The organism is Dryocola sharpae, assembly GCF_051307055.1.
Taxonomy (GTDB): Bacteria; Pseudomonadota; Gammaproteobacteria; order Enterobacterales; family Enterobacteriaceae; genus Dryocola.
This window is the reverse complement of the sequence record NZ_CP149994.1, coordinates 182,475-205,536: the sequence shown is the minus strand read 5'-3', so window position 1 is coordinate 205,536 and position 23,062 is coordinate 182,475. Positions and strand designations below refer to the sequence as shown.

19 protein-coding genes are annotated in these 23,062 nt (G+C 53.4%); 9 read left to right on the top strand and 10 right to left on the bottom strand.

Annotated features, from left to right (window positions below):
- Positions 1-80 precede the first annotated feature (80 nt).
- Positions 81-1,130 carry an AI-2E family transporter gene (locus WLO31_RS00920; protein WP_435928639.1) on the top strand — a complete coding sequence of 350 codons (1,050 nt, stop codon included), beginning with the start codon at positions 81-83 and terminating at the stop codon, positions 1,128-1,130.
- Between the two features lie 227 nt (positions 1,131-1,357).
- Positions 1,358-2,830: a PLP-dependent aminotransferase family protein gene (locus WLO31_RS00915; RefSeq protein WP_435928638.1), complete on the top strand. Its 1,473-nt coding sequence runs from the start codon at positions 1,358-1,360 to the stop codon at positions 2,828-2,830.
- On the opposite strand, the gene WLO31_RS00910 is transcribed toward WLO31_RS00915, so the two are convergent.
- The gene (locus WLO31_RS00910; protein ID WP_435928636.1) at positions 2,822-3,721 is read right to left on the bottom strand and encodes a DMT family transporter; all 900 of its coding nucleotides are present in this window, start codon (positions 3,719-3,721) and stop codon (positions 2,822-2,824) included. The genes WLO31_RS00915 and WLO31_RS00910 overlap by 9 nt on opposite strands.
- Positions 3,722-3,895: 174 nt before the next feature.
- On the opposite strand from WLO31_RS00910, the gene WLO31_RS00905 reads away from it, so the two are divergent.
- Positions 3,896-5,299: a M24 family metallopeptidase gene (locus WLO31_RS00905; RefSeq protein ID WP_435928634.1), complete on the top strand. Its 1,404-nt coding sequence runs from the start codon at positions 3,896-3,898 to the stop codon at positions 5,297-5,299.
- Between the two features lie 129 nt (positions 5,300-5,428).
- On the opposite strand, the gene WLO31_RS00900 is transcribed toward WLO31_RS00905, so the two are convergent.
- From WLO31_RS00900 to WLO31_RS00890, 3 genes are all read right to left on the bottom strand, one after another.
- A complete protein-coding gene (locus tag WLO31_RS00900; protein ID WP_435928633.1) occupies positions 5,429-7,396 on the bottom strand; it encodes a putative bifunctional diguanylate cyclase/phosphodiesterase in 1,968 nt (655 codons plus the stop codon).
- Positions 7,397-7,412: 16 nt separating this feature from the next.
- Complete coding sequence (locus WLO31_RS00895) at positions 7,413-7,907, bottom strand: molybdopterin-dependent oxidoreductase (RefSeq protein ID WP_435928632.1); 495 nt, start codon at positions 7,905-7,907, stop codon at positions 7,413-7,415.
- A gap of 558 nt (positions 7,908-8,465) precedes the next feature.
- A complete protein-coding gene (locus tag WLO31_RS00890; RefSeq protein ID WP_435928630.1) occupies positions 8,466-9,659 on the bottom strand; it encodes an NAD(P)/FAD-dependent oxidoreductase in 1,194 nt (397 codons plus the stop codon).
- Between the two features lie 229 nt (positions 9,660-9,888).
- On the opposite strand from WLO31_RS00890, the gene pitA reads away from it, so the two are divergent.
- On the top strand, positions 9,889-11,391 hold the full coding sequence (gene pitA, locus WLO31_RS00885; RefSeq protein ID WP_435928628.1) for an inorganic phosphate transporter PitA: 1,503 nt from the start codon (positions 9,889-9,891) through the stop codon (positions 11,389-11,391).
- 168 nt (positions 11,392-11,559) lie between these two features.
- Here pitA and uspB read toward each other — a convergent pair whose 3' ends face one another.
- Complete coding sequence (gene uspB / locus WLO31_RS00880) at positions 11,560-11,895, bottom strand: universal stress protein UspB (RefSeq protein WP_121265025.1); 336 nt, start codon at positions 11,893-11,895, stop codon at positions 11,560-11,562.
- A gap of 327 nt (positions 11,896-12,222) precedes the next feature.
- Here uspB and uspA point away from each other — a divergent pair, with 327 nt between their 5' ends.
- Positions 12,223-12,660: a universal stress protein UspA gene (uspA, locus tag WLO31_RS00875; protein ID WP_435928626.1), complete on the top strand. Its 438-nt coding sequence runs from the start codon at positions 12,223-12,225 to the stop codon at positions 12,658-12,660.
- A gap of 117 nt (positions 12,661-12,777) precedes the next feature.
- Here uspA and rsmJ read toward each other — a convergent pair whose 3' ends face one another.
- Positions 12,778-13,542, bottom strand: a complete 765-nt coding sequence (rsmJ, locus tag WLO31_RS00870) for a 16S rRNA (guanine(1516)-N(2))-methyltransferase RsmJ (protein WP_435928625.1) — start codon at positions 13,540-13,542, stop codon at positions 12,778-12,780.
- An 8-nt stretch (positions 13,543-13,550) separates the two neighbouring features.
- A complete protein-coding gene (prlC, locus tag WLO31_RS00865; RefSeq protein WP_435928624.1) occupies positions 13,551-15,593 on the bottom strand; it encodes an oligopeptidase A in 2,043 nt (680 codons plus the stop codon).
- A 169-nt stretch (positions 15,594-15,762) separates the two neighbouring features.
- Between prlC and WLO31_RS00860 the strand changes: the two genes are divergently transcribed.
- Positions 15,763-16,605, top strand: a complete 843-nt coding sequence (locus tag WLO31_RS00860) for a 23S rRNA (adenine(2030)-N(6))-methyltransferase RlmJ (RefSeq protein WP_435928623.1) — start codon at positions 15,763-15,765, stop codon at positions 16,603-16,605.
- A gap of 5 nt (positions 16,606-16,610) precedes the next feature.
- On the opposite strand, the gene WLO31_RS00855 is transcribed toward WLO31_RS00860, so the two are convergent.
- Positions 16,611-17,129 (bottom strand): bactofilin family protein, encoded by a 519-nt coding sequence (locus WLO31_RS00855; protein WP_435928621.1) that lies wholly within the window; start codon positions 17,127-17,129, stop codon positions 16,611-16,613.
- Positions 17,130-17,609: 480 nt separating this feature from the next.
- Between WLO31_RS00855 and gorA the strand changes: the two genes are divergently transcribed.
- Positions 17,610-18,962, top strand: coding sequence for a glutathione-disulfide reductase (gorA, locus tag WLO31_RS00850; protein WP_435928620.1), 1,353 nt, complete (start codon positions 17,610-17,612; stop codon positions 18,960-18,962).
- Positions 18,963-19,025: 63 nt separating this feature from the next.
- Here gorA and WLO31_RS00845 read toward each other — a convergent pair whose 3' ends face one another.
- Together WLO31_RS00845 and WLO31_RS00840 are read right to left on the bottom strand one after the other, a co-directional pair.
- Positions 19,026-20,666: an STY4199 family HEPN domain-containing protein gene (locus tag WLO31_RS00845; protein WP_435928618.1), complete on the bottom strand. Its 1,641-nt coding sequence runs from the start codon at positions 20,664-20,666 to the stop codon at positions 19,026-19,028.
- A gap of 172 nt (positions 20,667-20,838) precedes the next feature.
- Positions 20,839-22,257, bottom strand: a complete 1,419-nt coding sequence (locus WLO31_RS00840; RefSeq protein WP_435928616.1) for a PLP-dependent aminotransferase family protein — start codon at positions 22,255-22,257, stop codon at positions 20,839-20,841.
- 176 nt (positions 22,258-22,433) lie between these two features.
- Between WLO31_RS00840 and WLO31_RS00835 the strand changes: the two genes are divergently transcribed.
- Both WLO31_RS00835 and WLO31_RS00830 read left to right on the top strand, forming a co-directional pair.
- Entirely contained in the window at positions 22,434-22,607 is a 174-nt protein-coding gene (locus tag WLO31_RS00835) for a DUF1127 domain-containing protein (RefSeq protein ID WP_435928615.1), read from the top strand.
- 92 nt (positions 22,608-22,699) lie between these two features.
- A complete protein-coding gene (locus tag WLO31_RS00830; protein WP_435928614.1) occupies positions 22,700-23,029 on the top strand; it encodes a DHCW motif cupin fold protein in 330 nt (109 codons plus the stop codon).
- The last annotated feature ends 33 nt before the right edge of the window (positions 23,030-23,062 follow it).

Genomic DNA, 23,062 nt, shown 5'->3' with positions numbered 1-23,062 from the left:
TACTGACTTCCGACAGCCCTCTGAATAAGAAGCCAACAAAGCACTACACTATGAAGATCGATAACAGAAAGGAATTCTCCATGCCGCCCCTCGAATCCGATAAAGTCGGGTTACACATTCTCCTGAAGCTCTCCGCCCTGGTGATTATCCTTGCCGGGATCCACGCGGCGGCGGACATTATCGTGCCGCTCCTGATGGCGCTCTTTTTCGCCATCGTGCTCAACCCGCTCGTCACCTGGTTTATTCGACGCGGGGTACGACGCCCGCTGGCCATTGCTATCGTGGTCTTCGTGATGCTGATTATGCTGACTTTGCTGATCGGCGTGCTGGCGGCATCGATGAATGAGTTTCTGGCTCTGCTGCCGAAATACAACAAGATGCTGATGCAGAAGGTGCTGGAGTTCGAAAGAGCGATTCCGCTGGTACACCTGCGGCTTTCGCCGGAACGCATGCTGCAGCGTCTGGACTCCGAAAGGGTGATGGCTTTCGCCACCACGCTAATGACCAGCCTTTCCGGCGCGATGGCGAGTATTTTACTGCTGGTGATGACCGTCGTCTTTATGCTGTTCGAGGTACGCCACGTCCCCTATAAGCTGCGTTTTGCGCTGGCTAATCCGCAGGTGCATATCGCCGGCCTGCACCGGGCGCTGAAAGGCGTCACGCATTATCTGGCGCTGAAAACGCTGATAAGCCTGTGGACGGGCGCCATTATCTGGGCCGGGCTTGTGCTGATGGGCGTGCAGTTTGCGCTGATGTGGGGCGTGCTGGGCTTCCTGCTGAACTATATTCCCAATATCGGTTCGGTGCTTTCCGCTATTCCGCCGATGATTCAGGCCTTCCTGTTTAACGGCACCTACGAAATGTTTATGGTCGGCGCGCTGTTTCTCGCCGTGCATATGGTGCTGGGGAATATCGTCGAGCCGCGCATGATGGGACGCGGGCTGGGAATGTCGACGTTCGTGGTGTTCCTCTCGTTGCTGTTCTGGGGATGGCTGCTCGGCCCGGTCGGCATGCTGCTCTCGGTACCGCTTACCAGCGTGTGTAAAATCCTGATGGAAACCACCAAAGGCGGAGCCAAACTGGCGATTCTGCTTGGTCCGGGGCGGCCCAAGAGCCGTCTTCCAGGCTAACCAACAAAAACAGCGCCGCAGAACTCTGCGGCGCTTAACTGTTTACCCTATTCAGAAAATCCGCCGAATCCCCACCCCTGTTCTCCCCATCGCGTCGCTATACTCCTGCGGCACATCGCTTATCTCCCGGAGTGAAAGAGGCCATTTTTAGCGGGAGGAGTCTTACTCTGGAAAAAGTGGTTTACTATATAGAGCCAGTTTCCCTGCATTTCATCAGGCCAGAATCTATGTCCAGAAAAGCTAACGCTATCAATATGCCGCCGCTCGGCGAGTTTGACCGCCACGCGGGGCAGCTGAGTCTGCAGCTGGCGCAGGCGTTGAGAAAGGCTATCCATAAAGGCGAACTTAAGGCAGGCGATCTCCTGCCCTCCACGCGCCATCTTGCCGCGACGCTGAACCTGTCGCGCGGCACGGTACTGGAAACGTTTGCACAACTGGTCGCGGAAGGATTTCTGGAGTCAAAACAGGGATCGGGCACGCGCGTTGTATTCGCACCGCAACGCTTACCCGCCAGAAAGGTTAAGCCTGCTGGCGATATCTTACTGGGCGAAAGCGCTCTCGCCTTTGCTCGCGTTGCAGACAGAATAAAAACTCTCGCGCCTGCGCCTTTTGCCGTATCCGTGCCCGTTGGCGATACCGCACCGGATGATGTCTGGCGCAAGCTGGGCAACCGCATTCGTGCCCGTGGGCCGGGGGCGCCATCAGGTTATGGCGAGCCGCAGGGCGCTAAACCGCTGCGTGAGGCCATCTGCGAATATGTACGTAAATCGCGCTCCGTCCACTGTTCGCCCGAACAAATCATTATCACTTCCGGCACGCAACAGGGCCTCTATCTGGCCACGCAGATTTTGCTGGATAGCGGCGATACCGCATGGGTGGAAGACCCGGGCTACCCCGGGATTACGGATATCTTTGAAACCGCGCTGCGCGACAGAAATATGGCCCGGGTGCCGGTAGATGGAGAAGGCCTTGACGTCGAAGCGGGAAAAATTATCGCGCCGCAGGCAAAAGCCGCGTTTGTCACGCCCTCGCATCAGTATCCTCTTGGCATGCCTTTGAGCATGTCGCGCAGAGCGGCCCTGCTGGCCTGGGCGAAAGCAAATCACGCATGGATTGTTGAAGACGATTATGACAGCGAGATGCGCTATTCCGGCCATCCTTTCCCCGCTTTGCAGGGGCTGGGTCCGGACAACGTTATTTATCTCGGCACCTTCAGCAAACTTCTTTTCCCGTCTTTGCGGCTGGGGTATGCCATTGTTCCGCAGCCGCTGGTCAACGCCTTCTGCGGCGCGCGGATACTGATGGACAGGCATCCGCCCGTCGCCGATCAGTATGTGCTGACCGCTTTTATGGCCGAAGGGCACCTTGACAGACATCTGCGTAAAATGCGCAGCGTGTATGCTGAAAAGCGCCGCGTGCTGATGGAAGCGGTGAACGCCTTGATCGATCCCGCCCTCGCGACGCTTCAGCCCTGCGATCAGGGGATGCATATGGTGCTATGGTGTAAAGAGGGCCTGGACGATCGCGTGGTGGTACGCAAGGGGGGCGAAGCGGGCATCTCACTGCGTGCCGTTTCGCATATGTACAGCAAGGGGAAAGAAAAATCCGGCGTGTTGCTTGGGCTGGGCGGCTATACCGGGACGGAAATATACGCCGCGGTCAGAAAGCTAAATCAGGTTATTGAGCGCGCCCTACGCTGAAAAGCGCTTTGCGCCGAATACACAAATCAGCACCCCGCTCATCACCGTAACCACAGATAGCTGGACTGCTTCATGCAGGACAAAACCGGCCAGCAGCAACCCTAAGAAGGGCTGCAGGAGCTGGAGCTGGCCAACGGCGGCAATGCCGCCAAGCGCCAGGCCGCGATACCAGAAAATAAAGCCGATCCACATGCTGAACAGGGAAACGTAAGCCAGCGCTATCCAGGCTCCGGGACTCACGCCGGACAAGCCCTGCGGCGCGTAAAAAGCGCCAGCGCCAGCCGTAAGCGGCAGAGCAATAACCAGCGCCCAGGAGATAACCTGCCAGCCGCCCAGACGACGTGAAAGTACGGCGCCTTCGGCATAGCCCAGCCCGCACATCAGCACTGCCGCGACCATTAGCGCATCGCCTGTTCTGTCGCTGCCTGAGCTATGGCTTAACGCAAAAGCGCCTACCAGCACGCTTCCCAGGATTGAAAATAACCAGAAAGCGGGCTGCGGGCGCTCTTTGCCTCGCAATACCCCAAAGCAGGCCGTCGCCAGCGGCAATAAGCCGATGTATACCAGCGAATGTGCGGAAGTTGTGTGCTGCAAGGCGATGGCCGTCAGCAGGGGAAAGCCAATCACGACGCCTGCGGCGACAAACAGCAACGGCGTCATATCTTTCCGGGCAGGTCTCGCCTGACGAGTCGCAAGCAGAACGCCCAGCGCAAACAGACCGGCAATGACGGCTCTGGCAGCCGTCAGAAATACCGGCTCAATCTCAAGCACCGCCACGCGCGTTGCGGGTAAAGATCCGCTGAATATCAGCACACCCAGAGCACCATTTATCCATCCGAGAGCGGTATTGCTGAGGGCTGCTTTCGCAGTTTTTACTGTCTGATAAACCATTGGCTGAAACCTTATCCGGTCTGGCGGCTAAAAGGCCATTCTGCGTGATAAGCGGCCTGGAGACAGATCCACTTAGCAGGATTTTTGCCAGGCCACATCTGCCTTAGCATCTTTAAGGCCAAAGCGGTGTTACTCTCAGGCAGATACGCATCGCGACCGTTTAAGGAGAAGCCCATGCCCCGTCCTCATTCAGCATTTAGCCTGACCGCCGTAAAACCGCCGCGGATCTTTCCCAACCTTCCAGGCGTAACGCTAAGTGACCAGACGCTTCAAGAGCGGCGCAGCAAAATTCTCCAGCGTATGGCGCGCAGGCAGCTTGATACGATTATCGTGTACGCCGATAAAGAGCACGGAGGCAATTTTGAATACCTGACCGGTTTTATCCCGCGCTTTGAGGAAGGGCTGCTGGTGCTGCATAAAAGCGGCGCAGCCGTATTAGTGCTGGGAAATGAAAACCTGAAGCTCGCGCCCTATTCACGCCTTGCCGCAGATGTGGCGCACGCTCCGTGGTTTTCGCTGCCGAACCAGCCGATGGATATCTCATCTTCCCTGCATGAAGTGCTAAAAAACGCCGGGCTGAAAGATCAACAGCGCGTGGGGATCGTCGGCTGGAAGTTATTCACCGGCGCGTATGACGATAACCAGTCTCTGTTCGATATGCCGGTCTTTATATATCAGGCTATCCAGGCGGCGCTGCCCGCGGAGGCGCGGCTTTTGAATACGACAGATATTTTTATCGGGCCGCAGTCCGGCGCCAGAATCAGCAATAACGCCAATGAAATAGCCCATTATGAGTACGGGGCTAACCTCGCTTCGGGGGCAGCGTTAACCGCGTTAAATGCGATTGAGCCGGGTAAAACAGAAAAGGCCATTGCAGCGCTGCTGGCCGCTGAGGGACAGGCAAACAACGTTGTCACCATAGCGGCAACCGGGGAGCGCTTCGAATACGCCAACCTCTATCCGTCCGACAAAACGGTACGGCTGGGAGATAAATTCTCGCTAACCGTCAGCTATAAAGGCGGGTTAACCAGCCGCGCGGCGTACGTTGTGCATAACGCCAGCGAGCTGGCTCCCGAGGTGCGGGATTATCTCGCTGTGGTCGCCATCCCTTACTACAACGCGGTGATAAGCTGGCTGGAATTTATCCGCGTCGGCGTGAAAGGCCATGAAATCTATGATCTGGTTGAGCAGGTTTTACCGAAGGCGGAATACAGCTGGCACCTTAATCCCGGGCATTTAGTGGCCGATGAAGAGTGGCTTTGCTCGCCGGTCTATCCCGCCTCTGATATCCCGCTCGCAAGCGGCATGCTGCTGCAAATCGACATTATCCCTTCAAGGAAAGGCTACGCCGGGGCCAGCATTGAAGACACCATTGCGCTGGCGGATGAAACGCTTCGTCTGGAGCTGGCCGCGCTGTACCCTGAGTTGTGGCAAAGAATAGTTACCCGCCGGGCATATATCCGCGACGAGTTGAATATTCACCTTCACGAAGATGTGCTGCCGCTGTCTAACACCGTGGGCTACCTGCGCCCTTATCTGCTGGATAAGGAAACCGCTCTGGTTGTGGCAAAGCCGTAAAGCCGCGCTGGCGGGAGATATACTCTCTTCCGCCTCTTCAGGCTTCAGGGAATCTGGCTCTGGCCGAAAAAGGAGAGACGCTGTAGTAATAAGCGTCAGCCCCGGGGAGGATAAAAATTAAACTTTTGCTTATCTATTTTTTAAGCAAGTGATAACGTCTGTGAAACATGAAAAGCTTATAGCTTCATCAATAAAAGGCTCAGCCTTACCAAAGAGATAACCCTGCACTAAATCGCAACCTAGCGATTGCAGACATTCAAGCTGTTCTTCCGTTTCCACACCTTCGGCGACTGCCTTCATATTAAGGCGTCTGGCCAGAGATAACATAAGCTTTGTAATGTTAAAGGCATCTTTTTGTGTGGAGATATCTTTGATGAATGATTTGTCTATTTTTATTTTATCGAAGGAAAGCATGCTCAAACGGGACAGCGATGAATAACCCGTTCCGAAATCATCGATCGAGACTTTTACACCCATTTTTCTCAGGTTGACCAGGATCGATAATGGGGTATCGCTCTCATTGAAGAGGGTCGACTCTGTAATTTCCAGTTCAAGTCGTTCAGCGGGCAGGCCAGATTTTTTCAGCGCATTCATCACAATATCAACGAAGGAAATGCTGTTCAGCTGCACGGGGGAGACGTTTACTGAAATACTGGCCGGAACTTTCCAGGAGACGGCCTCCATGCATGCTTTTTCCAGAACCCAGCTGCCAACCTTCTTAATAAACCCTGTTTTTTCAGCAATCGGAATAAATATATCAGGCGCCACCATCCCTCTCGAAGGATGAAACCAACGGAGAAGAGCCTCATATCCATCTATTTTTCCGCTAAATGAATCAATAATGGGTTGATAGTAGACTTTTAATTCATCGTTATCTAAAGAATGTAACAGATCTTTTTCAAGCATCATATTCGCTTTAATCTGCTGCAGCATTTTTGGTCTGAATACTTTTATGTGGCTGGCGCCTTGCCTTTTTGCATCATACAGCGCCAGATCGGCAGATTTGTAAATATAATCAGAACGTCTCTCGGTATCTGAAATAAATATACCAACGCAGGTTTCTATATTAACGGTAGCACCGTAAATGTTATAAGTCTGGCTGACACAGTCGCTGATGAGACGGGCTCTGCCGACAGCCATATTTTCTGTTAAATCAGTGGAGATAAGCGCAAATTCGTCGCCGCCCAAACGGTAAAAAGTTTCGTTTTTATAGCTAATATTGGCCAGGCGGGCAGCTATTTCTTGTAATAATTTATCTCCGGCATCATGGCCAAGCGTATCATTCACTTCTTTAAAGCGATCCAAATCAAACAGCATCACAGTAACGGAACCACCGTTTAACTGGGCAAGGGTAATAATGATTTTTAAGTGCTTCCAGAAATAAAGGCGGTTCCGCAGACCGGTCAGCGAGTCATGATAGACATCATATTTTAGTTTTTTATTCTGATGTTGCAGCTTTTCTTTTGATGACTGAAGCTCTTCCGCCAGTCGCTTCACCTGCCCATGAGCTTTCATGATATTTTGTTTCTGATAAAGAATCATGATACCCAGTATCATACTCAGAACCATTAGCAATATAGATAATACGGTATAGACAGAGTAGAGATTTTTTATTTTATGGTTGGTAATATTTACAGCATTTAAGTCACTGGTCATTGCGCTTGATGAAAGCATGCTCATGGGCGCATCTAATTCATGCATTTTTATAAGAAATGCATCAATATCAGATCGGCTCATTTCGGATAGCTGCACATCAAGATATTGAAGGTTTTTATCCAGTTTTGCTGCTAATTCACGATGTTCAGATCTTTTTTCTATAAGATGGAATAAATCCCCTCCCTTCATGAGTTCATTTTGGCTTAGCATAATATCCAGACGCAATCTGATATTGTCCAGAGTCACATGCTTGTCATTTATAGCATATAATCCCAACCAGGATTCAAGTTTAAAATATTCAGAAACCAGCTGCCCGACAGACCAGGAAGTTGTATATTGCGTGAGCTTTTGAAGTTCGTGCTGCCTTTCATTTACCAGGAAAGAAATATATCCAGTGGATATAAAAATAACAAAAATAATGGCCGCAAGGACTCTGTTCATAAAATCTCCAACGCTACTACTGAATTATAATTTTATAAACTTGCCATGCAGACCTTGAATAATAAATCTGATTATTTAACTCTGGTTGACTGTCATAGGGATAGACAATAAATAAAGGTCCTTTATCTCTGATGTGTATATATTTATCATTTACTTTTAATGCCAAAATAGCAGGATATTTTTTAAAATCCTCAAGTGGAATAGTAGTGACGTAGTCGTTGAGCGCAATTACCCTGGCAATATGTCCGGTGGCTCCGACTGCATCCATGAGTTTATTAAGCGGAACCCCTTCAAATTTAGTTCGCCCTTCATACCATGGCGAAGAAGTATAAAAGCTCTCCATACCAAGCTTTTCAAGCGATGCGATATTAAACTGCGCCTGTCCGTCTTCGTTTTTCTTTTCTATATTACCCGATATCGTTAAAATGGTTTTATCCGCAGAGCCAGAAGCCTCTGCAGAACAAGTTATGGCAAACAGCATAAAACTTAGCATTACGAGAATAGCACGCATCTTCAATCATTAATTTTTGCAGTAAAAAGAGAGTATAATTTAAGCGCAATTGATTTTTAAAGCGTTTTTAGGATTATTTTTTTACTGAGCGGTATATTAATCTTTAAACCTTAAAAAATCATAAAGTTAATGGCTATGTCTTCTCAGGATGCACAAATCCAGCGGCGCCACGCTCGGGTTTAATTGTATAAATATATTTCGGAGCGGAAAGAAAAACCACGCATATAATAAGGTTTAAATTCGATTTTGCACAGGACCCGGCAGCGCAGCAGGGAGTACGGAAAGCCTGTCAAATTCTCCGGGGTTGTGTATAAACCAGTAAAAACAGATAACACTAAGAAAAATAAATAAAAAGCAGAGCACCAAAAATGCGAATGACTCAGGCCACCGGATGAAAAGGAGCTCGGCGTGCAGCAAAGGCGTTTCGTTGCAGCCGAACCATCATACTGCGGACCGGGACCCTGGCACCTGTTTTAAACCAGATAAAAGTCCGCGCTTCTTTTAGTCCAGGTGCTTTCGCTTCGCAATTATAGCGACCTGTATATCACGGCATTCTTGTCAGGCAGCAGTCAGCGCCTGAGCGCAGGCCCAGGCGGAACTCCAGGCCCACTGGAAGTTATAGCCGCCCAGCCAGCCGGTGACGTCCATCACCTCTCCGATGAAGTACAGGCCCGGTACTTTTTTGGCCTCCATCGTGCGCGAACTTAATTCGTTTGTATCCACGCCGCCGAGGGTAACCTCCGCGGTGCGGTAGCCTTCCGTGCCGTTCGGCTGTACGCGCCAGGATTGCAGCGTTTCCCGCAGCTCACTTTGCTGACGGGCGTTGAGCTGTTTTAGCGTGACGTCAGGAATTTGCTCCAGCTTTTGCAGGCATTCCACCAGACGTTTTGGCAGCATCATGGCGAGCGTATTTTTCAGGCTCTGATTAGGATGAGTGGTGCGCTGTTCATTGATAAGCGCATCCAGATCGGTATCCGGAAGTAAGTTAACGCTGACAAACTCACCCGGCTGCCAGTAGCTGGAAAGTTGCAAAACGGCAGGACCAGAAAGCCCGCGATGGGTAAAGAGCAAGCTTTCTCGGAAGCTGACCCCATTTTCTGCCGTAATGACCGACGGCACCGATACGCCCGACAATACCTGTAATTGCTCCAGCAGCGGCTTATGCAGGGTAAAAGGCACAAGCCCCGCGCGGGTTGGCAGCACTTTCAGGCCAAACTGCTCCGCAACCTTGTAGCCGAAAGGCGTGGCGCCCAGCCCCGGCATAGAGAGCCCGCCGGAGGCAATCACCAGTTTGCCCGTGTGCACGTCGTCGCCGTTAAGCCGGAGGGTAAAACCTTCTTCGCCGTGCTCAATACCCAGCACTTCGCTACGCAGACGCGTCGTGACCCGGCCTTTTTCACATTCCGTCACCAGCATATCGACAATCTGCTGCGCCGAGTCATCGCAGAATAGCTGGCCGAGGGTTTTTTCATGCCACGCGATGCCGTGTTTGCCGACCATGTCGATAAAATCCCACTGGGTATAGCGCGCCAGGGCAGACTTACAAAAATGCGGGTTTTGGCTCAGATAAGCCGCAGGCTCGGTATAAAGGTTAGTAAAATTGCAGCGCCCCCCGCCAGACATAAGAATTTTGCGGCCTGGCTTTTTACCATTATCGATAAGCAACACGCGGCTGCCCGCCTGCCCGGCCATCGCCGCGCAAAACATTCCGGCGGCTCCCGCACCAATAATAATGGCATCAAATTTTTCCACGACCGACTCCCGACTATGCTTAAGGGTGGGAATTGTAAAGATCGAATGCTGGTCGCACCAGCTTAAAGGGCAATAACAATTGCAGGTGGTTGAAAAACAAAATGTAAATATTTCCCTTGTTTAGCGTCGACACGATAAACATCAAGAAAAGTCTATATTTCACTTGGCGCATTAAGCCGTTGTCTTACATAATGCGCCGCGTTCATGTCCTCAAAATGGCGTAACGTCTATGCTACATTTGTTTGCTGGCCTGGATTTACATACCGGGCTTTTGTTATTACTTGCTCTGGCATTTGTTCTCTTCTACGAAGCGATCAACGGCTTCCATGACACTGCAAACGCAGTGGCAACCGTCATCTATACCCGCGCAATGCGATCGCAGCTGGCGGTTGCAATGGCTGCGGTATTTAACTTCCTCGGCGTTCTGCTCGGCGGGCTAAGCGTGGCGTATGCGATCGTGCATATGTTGCCAACGGACCTGCTGTTGAACGTAGGGTCTGCTCATGGCCTCGCCATGGTCTTCTCTATGTTACTGGCCGCTATTATCTGGAACCTCGGCACCTGGTATTTTGGTCTGCCGGCCTCCAGCTCCCATACGCTTATCGGCGCCATTATTGGTATCGGTTTGACCAACGCCCTGATGACCGGAACCTCCGTCGTCGATGCGCTCAATATCCCGAAAGTCATTGGGATATTTATGTCGTTAATCCTCTCCCCCATCGTGGGTCTGGTGATTGCGGGCGGGCTTATCTTTTTGCTGCGTCGCTACTGGAGCGGCACCAAGAAAAAGCGTCGTATTCACCTCACGCCTGCTGAACGTGAAAAGCAAGACGGCAAGAAAAAACCGCCTTTCTGGACGCGCATCGCTCTGATCCTTTCCGCCATCGGCGTGAGTTTCTCCCACGGCGCCAACGACGGTCAGAAAGGCATCGGTCTGATTATGCTGGTCCTGATTGGTGTGGCACCGGCGGGCTTTGTGGTCAATATGAACGCTTCTGGCTACGATATCGCCCGCACCCGCGATGCTATTACCCACCTGGAGCAATATTACGCTCGGCATGGCGATGCGATTAAGCACGTTGTCGAGCTCAGCCCGGCAATCCCGACCCCGGAAGAAGTTCAGGGGCAGGATAAGCCGGCTGAGTTCCACTGCGATGCCGGCCGCGCCATGATTGCCGTACAGAGCGCGAAAGCGCTGCTGGGCAATATCGACAGCTACGATAAGCTCAGCGTTGAGCAGCGCAGCCATATGCGTCGCCTGCTGCTATGCATCTCTGATACCGCAGAGAAAGCCGCTAACCTTCCGGAAACCAAACCGGACGATAAGCGCTTCTTAAAAGAGCTGAAAACCGACCTGCTGTATACCATCGAGTATGCCCCGATCTGGATTATCATGGCGGTCGCGCTCGCGCTCGGCATCGGTACCATGATTGGCTGGCGTCGTGTGGCGACCACTATCGGTGAGAAGATTGGTAAGAAAGGCATGACGTACGCGCAGGGCATGTCCGCGCAGATGACTGCCGCCGTCTCCATCGGAATTGCCAGCTATACCGGGATGCCGGTTTCAACCACCCACGTCCTCTCCTCATCCGTTGCGGGGACGATGGTAGTTGACGGCGGCGGCCTGCAGCGTAAGACGGTAATGAATATCCTGATGGCCTGGGTCTTCACCCTGCCGGTCTCGATTTTGTTGTCGGGTGGGCTGTACTGGATTTCCCTGCACTTCATCTAAAGCGGGGATGTTTGCAGGTCGGGCGGCGCTACGTTTACCCGACCTGCAGACTCTGCAGCCCTGGGATGATTAAGCAATAACGTTATCCACCGTAAAGACATTCAGGTTGCGTAAAACAAAAAACGGGTCAGTTTACTGGCCCGTTTTTTTATGCACTTTTTCAAAGAGTCAGTGCCAGATCATCAATCCAATAAGGCTGATAACCACTAATCCGCACAGCGCGCTGGTCAGCATAAACTGACGGCGAAGCCTTTCACAGCGGCGGATAAACTCATCGTCGTGATGATCCAGATAGCGCTGGGCGTAAATGTAACGCACCAGGCGAATCTGTTTACTGGGTTGACCATGGGCGGTAAAAAATCCCCCGCCGTCGACGTACTGATACAGCAGCGGATCGCATCCACGAAGCACGACTAACAAAGCACGCAATGATGAGTAGTAACGCGCCATATTCACCAGACAAACTACACAAAGCGCCCAAAATAGCGCAACGGTGCTGATCATGTTCCCCTCCCGGCGTAGCCACAGAGCATCGCTCCAGGACAACCGCTCAACCCGACAATCTCGACAGACAGTTCAGCAATCAAAAGCCACCGGTTTATACAGGTTTCCGGAACGGCTTATTTAATAGTGTAGGAGATCCATTATTTTTTTCGCCACCAGGTTAATTATTATCAATAGAGCAACCGTCATTCTGGGCTTGAATGTTTAAAAGGGTGGCGCATTGACGGTTTTTATCATTCGGGATAGGGTAGAAATATCATTTACAATATGAAGTCTTTACGTTGAATCCGAAGACGCCCGGGCACATCTTATGGAAGGAGTAACATTATGGCTTACAAACACATTCTGATCGCGGTAGATCTCTCCCCGGAGAGCAAAGTACTGGTAGAAAAAGCCGTTTCTATGGCTCGCCCTTACAATGCGAAGGTTTCCCTGATTCACGTCGATGTAAATTACTCCGATCTCTACACCGGCCTGATTGATGTCAACCTGGGGGATATGCAAAAGCGCATCTCTGAAGAGACGCACCACGCGCTGAGCGAGCTTTCTACCGGCGCAGGTTATCCTATTGCCGAAACCCTGAGCGGCAGCGGCGATCTGGGCCAGGTGCTGGTAGACGCTATCAAAAAATATGATATGGATTTAGTCGTTTGCGGACATCATCAGGATTTCTGGAGCAAGCTGATGTCTTCCGCGCGCCAGCTTATCAATACCGTACATATCGATATGCTGATTGTGCCGCTGCGCGATGAAGACGAAGATTAAGGGACAGTAATTCGCTCTATGCCAGGCGGATAAGCGGTAGGGTGGATAAGCGGCAGCGCCATCCACCTGAAGATGTACCAGCAGGATGACGCAAGCTTATCCGCCCTGCCTGTTTTTTTACTCCACCGCTCTTTCCGCCGTTCCGGAATAAATATCAAACCTATGGCCTTTGGTGACAACGGCGTTGTGGGTTTCAACGCCGCCAAGCGGTGGCGCGTAATCCGGCCGTTTTACCACTACGCGTTTAGTTGCCAGCCGCCGCGCAGGCTCCAGCAGTCCGTCCGCATCTTCATCCGGGCCCACCAGCGACTGAAATACCCGCATCTCTTTTTTCACCAGCGCGCTTTTTTGCTTATGCGGGAACATCGGGTCGAGATAGACTACTTCCGGGCGCGGGGCGATATCGCTCAGCGCGGTAAGGCTTGAGGCGTGGATGAGCTGTAAACGTTCCTGCAACCAGCCGCCGATTTCCGCGTCCTGATAGCCGCGACGCAGGCCGTCATCAAGCAAGGCGGCAACGACAGGGTTACGCTCTAACATGCGCACCCGACAGCCGACGGAGGCCAGCACGAATGCATCCCGGCCCAATCCCGCAGTGGCATCCACCACGTCGGGCAAGTAACCGCTTTTGATGCCGACAGCCTTTGCGACCGCCTCACCTCGCCCGCCGCCAAACTTGCGGCGATGCGCCATTGCGCCGGAGACGAAGTCGACAAAGATACCGCCAAGTTTTGGCTCATCGCGCTTACGCAGCTCCAGATGCTCCGCCGTTAAAACCAGCGCCATTAAGGCCCCTTCGTCGTGCGTCAGCCCCCAACGCTCGCTCAAAAGAGATAAGGCGCCGGAGTCGGCGCCTGATTCAGTCAGTAAACAGATTTTCACGAAATAGCTCAGCCCTTGATGCCGTAATGCGCGAGCATAGCGTCGAGCTGCGGTTCACGACCACGGAAGCGTTTGAACAGCTCCATCGGCTCTTCAGAACCGCCGCGGGTCAGGATGTTATCGAGGAAAGACTGCCCCGTTTCGCGGTTGAAAATGCCCTCTTCTTCGAAGCGGGAGTAAGCGTCCGCCGCCAGCACGTCGGCCCACAGATAGCTGTAATAACCCGCTGCGTAGCCGCCGGCAAAAATATGGCTGAAGGCGTGCGGGAAACGGCCCCACTTCGGCCCCGGCACCACGGCGACCTGCTTCTTGATTTCCGCCAGGGTTTCGAGCACTTTCGCGCCCTGCTCAGGATTAAACTCCGCATGCAGGCGGAAGTCGAACAGGCCGAACTCCAGCTGGCGCAGAATAAACAGCGCCGCCTGGTAGTTCTTCGCCGCCAGCATTTTATCCAGCAGCGCTTTCGGCAGCGGTTCGCCGGTTTCGAAGTGGCCGGAGATAAACGCCAGCGCGTCCGGCTCCCAGCACCAGTTCTCCATAAACTGGCTTGGCAGCTCGACCGCATCCCACGGCACACCGTTGATGCCGGAAACGCCCGCCGTCTCAACCTTAGTCAGCATGTGATGCAGACCGTGGCCGAACTCATGGAACAGGGTAATCACTTCGTCGTGGGTAAACAGCGCGGGTTTGCCGCTCACCGGGCGGTTAAAGTTACAGGTGAGGTAAGCGACCGGTTTTTGCAGCGTACCGTCGGCTTTGCGCAACTGACCTACGCAGTCATCCATCCATGCCCCGCCGCGCTTGTTTTCACGGGCGTACAGGTCGAGGTAGAAGCTGCCGCGCAGCTCGTCATTTTCGTCATACAGCTCGAAGAAACGCACGTCCGGATGCCAGACGTCGATATCTTTGCGCTCTTTGGCGGTAATGCCGTAAATGCGTTTCACCACTTCGAACAGGCCCGCTACCGCACGGTTTTCCGGGAAGTAAGGGCGGAGCTGCTCGTCGCTGATGCTGTACAGATGCTGCTTCTGTTTTTCGCTATACCAGGTGATATCCCAGGGTTCCAGCTCGTCAACGTTGTATTCTTTCTTCGCAAATGCGCGCAGCTGCGCCAGCTCGGCTTCGCCCTGCGGACGCGCGCGTTTCGCAAGATCGGTCAGAAACTCCAGCACCTGCTGCGGATTTTCTGCCATTTTGGTGGCCAGCGATTTCTCCGCATAGTTGCCAAAGCCCAGCAGCTCCGCCAGTTCGTGGCGCAGCGCCAGAATTTCTTCCATTACCGGCGTGTTGTCCCACTTGCCCGCGTTTGGTCCCTGATCGGAGGCGCGCGTAACATAGGCGCGATACATCTCTTCACGCAGCGCGCGGTTTTCGCAGTAAGTGAGCACAGGTAAATAGCTTGGAATATCCAGCGTCAGCAGCCAGCCCTGCTGTTCTTTCGCTTCGGCCTGAGCGCGAGCCGCCGCCAGGGCGCTCTCCGGCATACCGGCCAGCTCAGACTCATCGGTGATAAGCTTGCTCCAGCCCATCGTCGCGTCAAGCACGTTGTTACTGTAGGTAGAACCCAGCTCGGACAGACGCGCGGCGATTTCACCGTAGCGTTTCTGCTTTTCTTTCGGCAGGCCGATACCGGACAGCTCGAAATCACGCAGCGCGTTATCAACGGCTTTTTTCTCCGCCACGCTCAGATCGGCATAGTACGCGCCGTCGCGCAAATCACGGTATGCCTGGTATAAACCTTCATGCTGGCCAACCCAGGTGCTGTATTCAGAGAGCAGCGGCAGCGTTTGCTCGTAGGCCTCGCGCAGCTCCGGGCTGTTCTGCACGGAATTCAGGTGGCTTACCGGGGAGAAAATGCGGCCCAGACGATCGTCCACTTCTGCCAGCGGCTGGCAAAGATTGTCCCAACGGTAAGGCGCGCCCTGCGCCACAACGCTTTCCACTTTCTCGCGGCAGTCAGCAAGCGCTTTTTGCACGGCAGGGACAACATGTTCAGGAAGCAGAGCGGAAAACGGAGGCAGATCGAATGGGGTCAACAATGGATTGGTCATAAGCGCGATTCCTGGTATCCGATAAGTAGAGCGCTCAGCTGGCGCTACAAAAGCAGTCTGACTAACATGAGGCTTAGTGTAGTTAATTTCAATGCCGGGTGATAAGCATAAGGCTGTATACTATGCAGATTACGTAGTTCTTCTTAGTCTTTTGGAAATCCTGCAAGCCATGCTCAGTTATCGCCACAGCTTTCACGCCGGCAACCACGCCGACGTACTGAAACACACCGTTCAAAGCCTGATCCTTGAATCCTTAAAAGAGAAAGAGAAACCGTTCCTCTATCTCGACACTCACGCAGGCGCAGGCCGGTACAAGCTGAGCGGTGAACATGCCGAACGCACCGGTGAGTATCTTGAAGGTATCGCCCGCATCTGGCAGCAGGACGACCTGCCGGAAGAGCTGGAGCCGTATATCCGCGCCGTTAAAGCTTATAATCAGAGCGGCCAGCTGCGTTACTATCCGGGCTCCCCGCTGATTGCACGCCAGCTGCTGCGTGAGCAGGACAGTCTGCAGCTCACCGAGCTGCATCCGTCGGACTTTCCGCTGCTGCGCTCTGAGTTTCAGAAAGACAGTCGCGCCCGCGTTGAGCGCGCCGATGGCTACATGCAGTTGAAAGCCAAACTGCCGCCGGTTTCCCGTCGCGGCCTGATACTTATCGATCCGCCGTATGAGATCAAAACCGACTATCAGGACGTGGTGAAAGGCATTGACGAAGGCTACAAACGTTTTGCCACCGGCACCTATGCCCTGTGGTATCCGGTTGTGATGCGCCAGCAAATCAAACGTATGATTCGCGAGCTGGAAGAAACCGGCATCCGCCGCATTTTACAAATTGAGCTCGCGGTGCGCCCGGACAGCGATCGGCGCGGCATGACGGCCTCCGGCATGATCGTTGTCAACCCGCCGTGGAAGCTTGAGCAGCAAATGGCGAACGTGCTGCCCTGGCTGCACAAAACGCTGGTTCCGTCAGGCACCGGCTCTACGACGCTAAGCTGGATCGTGCCGGAGTAAATAAGCTATTTACTAAGACTTTGTGGGTTGCCCGCGGCGTGCTCTGCGGGCTTTTCCGGCTGATTCTTTTTAATTTTCACTACGCGCTCAGGCTCATGCTTCGCCTCCTCCAGCCGTTCTGCCTGCCCGATAAAGCAGCCGCCGGGGCGTATAGAAAGCGATCCGCTGCGGCTGATACCTTCCATTACACCATGTTCGTGGATCTCAATACTTTCACTGATGCAGGTTCCCTGTACGCGTCCATTAATAATGACGCTGGGCGCCGTAAACTCGCCGTCAATAAAGCCGTCGCGCATCACATAAAGGGTGCCATCCTTCAGCTTGATATGGCCCTGCATTTTCCCGTATACCTGAATATCGCCTTCTATCTCGGCATTGCCGGAAAATACGGTGTTTTGCGCAACGATCGTGCAGCGACGCCCGCCCTGAACGTTTTCCGCCGACCCGGCAGGCTTAGACGCCTTTGCCGCAGTCGGTACGTTTTCAACGGGTTGTGCTGCATCTGATGATTTTTTTCTGAACATAGAAAATCCTTTTTTATCGCAAAAGAGGTACAGGACAAAAGTGAGGGACAGCGTAACGGCAGATAAAAAGATTTCTCTTCTCCACTCAAAGGCATAGCAAAGTAGCGTAAGCAGCCAGCCCATCCAGATACACCAAAGAAGCGTGTTGGTTCGGTTACGAATTAACTTCATCATTTCAGGGAAGATAAAGAGAAAAAACGGGGAACCACTGCGCGCAAAAACGGCAGTTTTTCAGGAATAAAACCGATAATAGCAGGTGTAAAATAAGGCATCCTTTTCCTTAATGCGCCAGTATTACCTGCAAAAATAACACCTTATATTGTGAAGAAGAACCCGGGCTATAGGCTGAAAAGAGCCACTTTCCGTTTTTTTTATCGGAATAGCCACGCCCTATCACAGCCATAGAAGCACCCTTTGCGGCTTTATGAGCTAACGCGTTACAATCCTGGCCATTACTTTCTTACTGATGGAAACCTGCAGATGACCAGACATTATGACTACCTCGCCATTGGCGGCGGCAGCGGCGGTATCGCCTCTATCAACCGTGCGGCGATGTATGGAAAGAAGTGCGCGCTGATTGAGGCAAAAGATCTGGGCGGTACCTGCGTAAACGTAGGATGCGTGCCGAAAAAGGTTATGTGGCACGCGGCGCAGATCGCTGAAGCTATTCACCACTACGGCCCTGATTACGGTTTTGACACCACGGTGAACAACTTCGACTGGGACAGGCTGATAGCCAGCCGCACCGCATATATCGACCGCATCCACACCTCTTATGACAACGTGCTGGGCAAGAACAACGTCGATGTCATCCGCGGTTTTGCCCGCTTTGTGGACGCTCACACCGTAGAAGTGAACGGCGAAACCATCACCGCCGACCATATTCTTATCGCCACCGGCGGTCGTCCAGGCCACCCGACTATTCCGGGCGCGGAACACGGTATTGATTCCGATGGCTTCTTTGCGCTGCCGGCGCTGCCAAAACGCGTTGCCGTGGTTGGCGCGGGTTATATCGCCGTGGAAATCGCTGGCGTGGTCAAAGCGCTGGGTTCTGAAACCCATCTCTTTGTGCGTAAACACGCGCCGCTGCGCACCTTCGATCCGCTGATTGTGGAAACGCTGCTGGAAGTGATCAATACCGAAGGCCCAACGCTGCATACCCAGGCCGTCCCGAAATCGGTTGAAAAAAATGCCGACGGCAGCCTGACGCTGCGGCTGGAAGATGGCCGCTGCGAAACGGTAGATTGCCTGATTTGGGCGATTGGACGCGAACCGGCAACGGACAACCTTAACCTGGCCGCCACGGGCGTGAAAACCAACGCTCGGGGCTATATTGAAGTCGATAAATTCCAGAACACCAGCGTAGCGGGTATTTATGCCGTGGGCGATAACACCGGCGCGGTGGAGCTGACGCCGGTTGCCGTTGCCGCCGGGCGTCGCCTGTCCGAGCGTCTGTTTAACAACAAGCCGGACGAGCATCTGGACTTCAGCAATGTTCCTACCGTGGTCTTTAGCCACCCGCCAATCGGCACCGTAGGCTTAACCGAGCCCCAGGCGCGCGAGCAGTACGGCGACGATAACGTGAAGGTCTATAAATCGTCCTTCACCGCGATGTATACCGCGGTAACTTCCCACCGCCAGCCGTGCCGCATGAAGCTGGTATGCGCGGGCGCGGATGAGAAGATCGTCGGCATTCACGGCATCGGCTACGGTATGGACGAAATGCTGCAAGGCTTTGCGGTAGCGCTGAAAATGGGCGCCACCAAAAAAGATTTCGATAACACCGTAGCGATTCACCCGACCGGCGCAGAAGAGTTCGTCACCATGCGCTGATGGCGCTTTCGCTTATCAGCCCTGCACAACAAAGCGCAGGGCTGATAAAAAATCCGCCAGCCTTCAGCGCATCGCATTATAAATCGCCTGCTGGATCTCCACTTCATCCGAGCCTGCTGGTTCTGGCCGCAGACCCTGCGCTTTGGCTTCTTCATAGCGTCTCTTCCGGGCGGCCTGGCGCAGCAAGGCTCTTTCAAGCTCTTCTTTCTGACGTTTTACAACGCCCGGCGTGCTGCAAAAAGTTTGCAGAAACTTTTTGCGCATTGAGGTCAGGCTTTGCCCGTCTTTCATCGCCTGGCCGGTGGTATTTACCATCCTGCGGCAAGGGCGTACTTCATCCATTTGCGTGTGATATTGCAGCAACGTTGTCAGCGCATCGCGGTAATCCGCGGCCAGAGCGGCTTCAGCATAAGAGGCTTTCCAGCTCATCCCGCCCTGCATAAACAGCCGGGTAATACGTGAGTCTCCGCGCGTGATGGCCAGACGCAGGCTGTTTTCATCCCAGCTGATACCCATATTTGCCAGCATGTCACGCGGGCTGTTCTTTTCAGGCGCGTGATCGGCGGCCATCACCTTAGTCACCACCTGCGGCGTCGCGGCAGCTTGTGGAGAACGGGAAGAATCGCTGAAGATAAATAATGCGCAAATCACCATCCCGATAATCGCCACGCCGACCATCCCCCAGAGCGCCACGTACGCTGTCTGCGCGGCATCGTGATGCCTGCTGGCATTGCGCGGCTCCGGGCCTTCGATGGTATCCCTGACCTCTTCGTTATCGCCGCCGTTTGCCTCATGTTTTTTCCGGGCCTGGGCAATATATTCCTGCAGCTGAGGCTCTTCCACCGCCAGCAAAACCGCAGGATTAACCTTTGTGCGCCCTTCATCAAACGCACGCTGAACCGGCGCGCTGGTTTCCCGGTAACAGCTATCCAGTAAGGCGAGCTGCACCGTAGTGAGAGGATGCTGCTGCATCAGGTCATTGCGGATTTGACGAATATCATCCAGAAAGGTTTGCAGGGTTTTGCGCTTGTCGATAAGGAAACTGAGCTGGGGGGCATGTTGATAGAGCGCCGTATAGTGGCGGGCAAATTCTTTTTTATCCACCACAAGAAGCGATAGCTCGCTAAAACACAGGCCGCTGAGAATATCTCCACGCTCGGCATTTTTGAGCCAGCGCCGGACTTTATCGCCGCCAAACTGCCTTTTAAGCTGATTGACCAGCTGCGACTGGCTGCCCCAGGCGCTGTTAATCAGGCCGCGAAGCATCAGATCCAGCGCGCGAATCTGCCGCTGCGCCATCTGCTGCTGCGCTTCGTCCCCGGCGAAGAGGTCGGTGGCATAGCCCAGCAGCGGCTGCCTGCTGCGCACCACTTCGAGATAGCTCACAAAACGCAATGCGGCAATCAACTGGTTATCGCTGACCTCCTGCCCGCTTTCGTACTGCGGCACCAGCTGCTGCAGATGACGTAACAATAGCGTGAACTGTGAAATCTCCGCATCGTTAAGGTTAAGACGACGCGCCACCGCGGCCCAGCTTCCCATACCCTGTCGGGCCTGTTCGAGCTGTTGAAAAAACCATTGCGGATCTTTGCCGTCCGCGGCGCGAATTTTAAGTAACGGGAGGATTTGCAATGACGCCTGACGAATCACACTCAGGCAAGTCTCAAACTTATCCCGTGTCAGCAGCTGTGCGTTGCTGGTCATAATTATCCCTATTAATTAAGGTAACTGACGCATAAGCGCCTGACGCGGCATAGCCGCGCCTTCCATCAGCGATGGTAATTTTTATGGTTATTGGCTGCGGGTACAGATGCGCCATTAAAGCGGAGTTTAGCGCAGCAGCCTTGCTATCTATGCCGTAAAAAGAGGGGGAAAATCAAGCATTTTCCAGAACGTGGCTTAACGCTTCACCCGTTTTACGCAGCGCCGCTTCGATTGCATCATCTACCGGCAAAGCATAGTTCAGACGCAGACAGTTACGGTATTTTCCCGACGCAGAAAGCAGCGATCCGACGGTGATATGGATATTGTTCTCCCGCAGAGCGCAGCAAACCGGCAAGATATCGATATTTTCCGGCAGCTCAACCCATATCGTAAATCCGCCCTGCGGACGGCTGACGCAGATGCCACAGGGAAAATATTGCCGTACCCGGCACGTGAACACCTCGAGGTTTCGCTGGTATTGCTGGCGCATCCGGCGGAGATGACGATGGTAGTTACCGTTACGAATAAACTCCGCTACCGCCAACTGTGAAAAAGTGCCGGTACTGCCGGTAACGATGTATTTCATATGGAGCGCGCGATCGAGATAACGCCCCGGCACGATCCAGCCCACGCGCAGACCCGGCGCCAGCGTTTTAGAAAATGAGCTGCACAGCAGCACGCGGCCGTCCAGGTCGAGGGATTTAATCGTCATCGGGCGTGGATATTCATAGGCCAGCTCGCCATAAACATCGTCCTCAACGATCGCAATATCAAAGCGCTGCGCGAGATTAAGCACCGCTCTTTTACGCGCTTCCGGCATGATAAAGCCGAGCGGGTTATTGCAGTTGGCCACCAGGATCACCGCTTTTATCGGCCACTGCTCCAGCGCCAGCTCCAGCGCTTCGACGCTGATACCCGTTACAGAATCCGTTGGTATTTCAATGACTTTTATGCCGAAGGCGCGCAGCATTTGCATGGTGCCGTGAAACGACGGCGACTCCACCGCCACAATATCGCCCGGTTCGCAGACCGCGCGAATCGCAATCGACAACGCCTCATGGCAGCCGTTTGTAATAAGAATATCTTCCGCGGTCACCACGCATCCGCTGTCCAGCATCAGACGGGAAATCTGTTCGCGCAGCGTGCGCATCCCGTACACGCTGTCATAGCCGAGCAGTTCGGCCTCCTGGTATTGCGCGATACGGCTCAGTTCACGCCATAAAGGCTTGATGGTGGATTGCGTCACGTCCGGTGCCCCGCTGCCAAAAGCGACCACGTCGTCCCCCTCGCGGGAAAGCAGCTGCTCCAGCACCGCATCCCACTGGGTAATTTCAACCGGACGCTGCACCGGGCGGGTTAGCTGCGGAACCGGCGGCTGCGCTTTGCGTTGGGTAACGAAATAGCCGGAACGGGGCTGCGGCGAAATAAGCTGCCGATCTTCAAGTATATGGTAGGCCTGCTGAACGGTGCTAATACTGACGCCGTGCTCGCTGCTTAAGCTTCTTACCGAAGGCAACCGCTCGCCGCTGCGATACAGCCCCTGTTCGATGCGTTCCGCCAGTAACGTGGCGAGATGTTGGTAGCGCGTCATGCTGTATCCTCACGGTTGACCATACAGATTCCCAAACCGGTACAGAACGAGGGAAAAAACGACATTCAGTGCATGTTTTAGCGTTTGTGTATGTTAAATAAAAGTGATTTTTGAATCTGTCTGCGATCTGTATGGCGGCGCATGATGAACCTCAACGCGGCAAGAGGAGAAGCATCATGGGTTACGAAGAAAATCGCCCTCATAAACCTTTTTATGGTTTTGTGATGATTTATCGGTACTTCCGGCAAAGATGGGTGCAGCGCCAGAACGCCCGGGCTTTACAGAGGCTCAGTAAAGAACAATTACGCGACATTGGGCTAACGCAGGATGACTTATCACGCTGGAAGTAACCTGCCTTAACGGCGCTTAACTCTGGCGCCGTTATTTTTTTGCTGGTAACAATGACAGGAAATTCCCTGTCGGCGGCTAATAAGGCTTAAAAATGCAAATCAACGAGTTACCTTTTACTACAACCGACTGGGCCAGCCTGCCTGCAACCGAACATCCTGGTATTACCGGTAAAGCGTTCTGGCGCACGCAGCAGTTCGGGCCCATCAGGGTGCGGATGGTGGAATATACTGCGGGCTACCTGGCCGATCATTGGTGTCAGAAAGGGCATGTGCTTTTATGCCTGCGCGGGGAGCTGTGCACGGAGCTTGAAGATGGTCGCCGGTTTACGCTCACGCCGGGTATGAGCTATCAGGTTGCCGACGATGCCGAGCCGCACCGCTCCTCCACGCCGGGCGGCGCAACGTTGTTTATTGTCGATTAACTCGCTCGGTTATAAGACGATTCGCTGACCTTA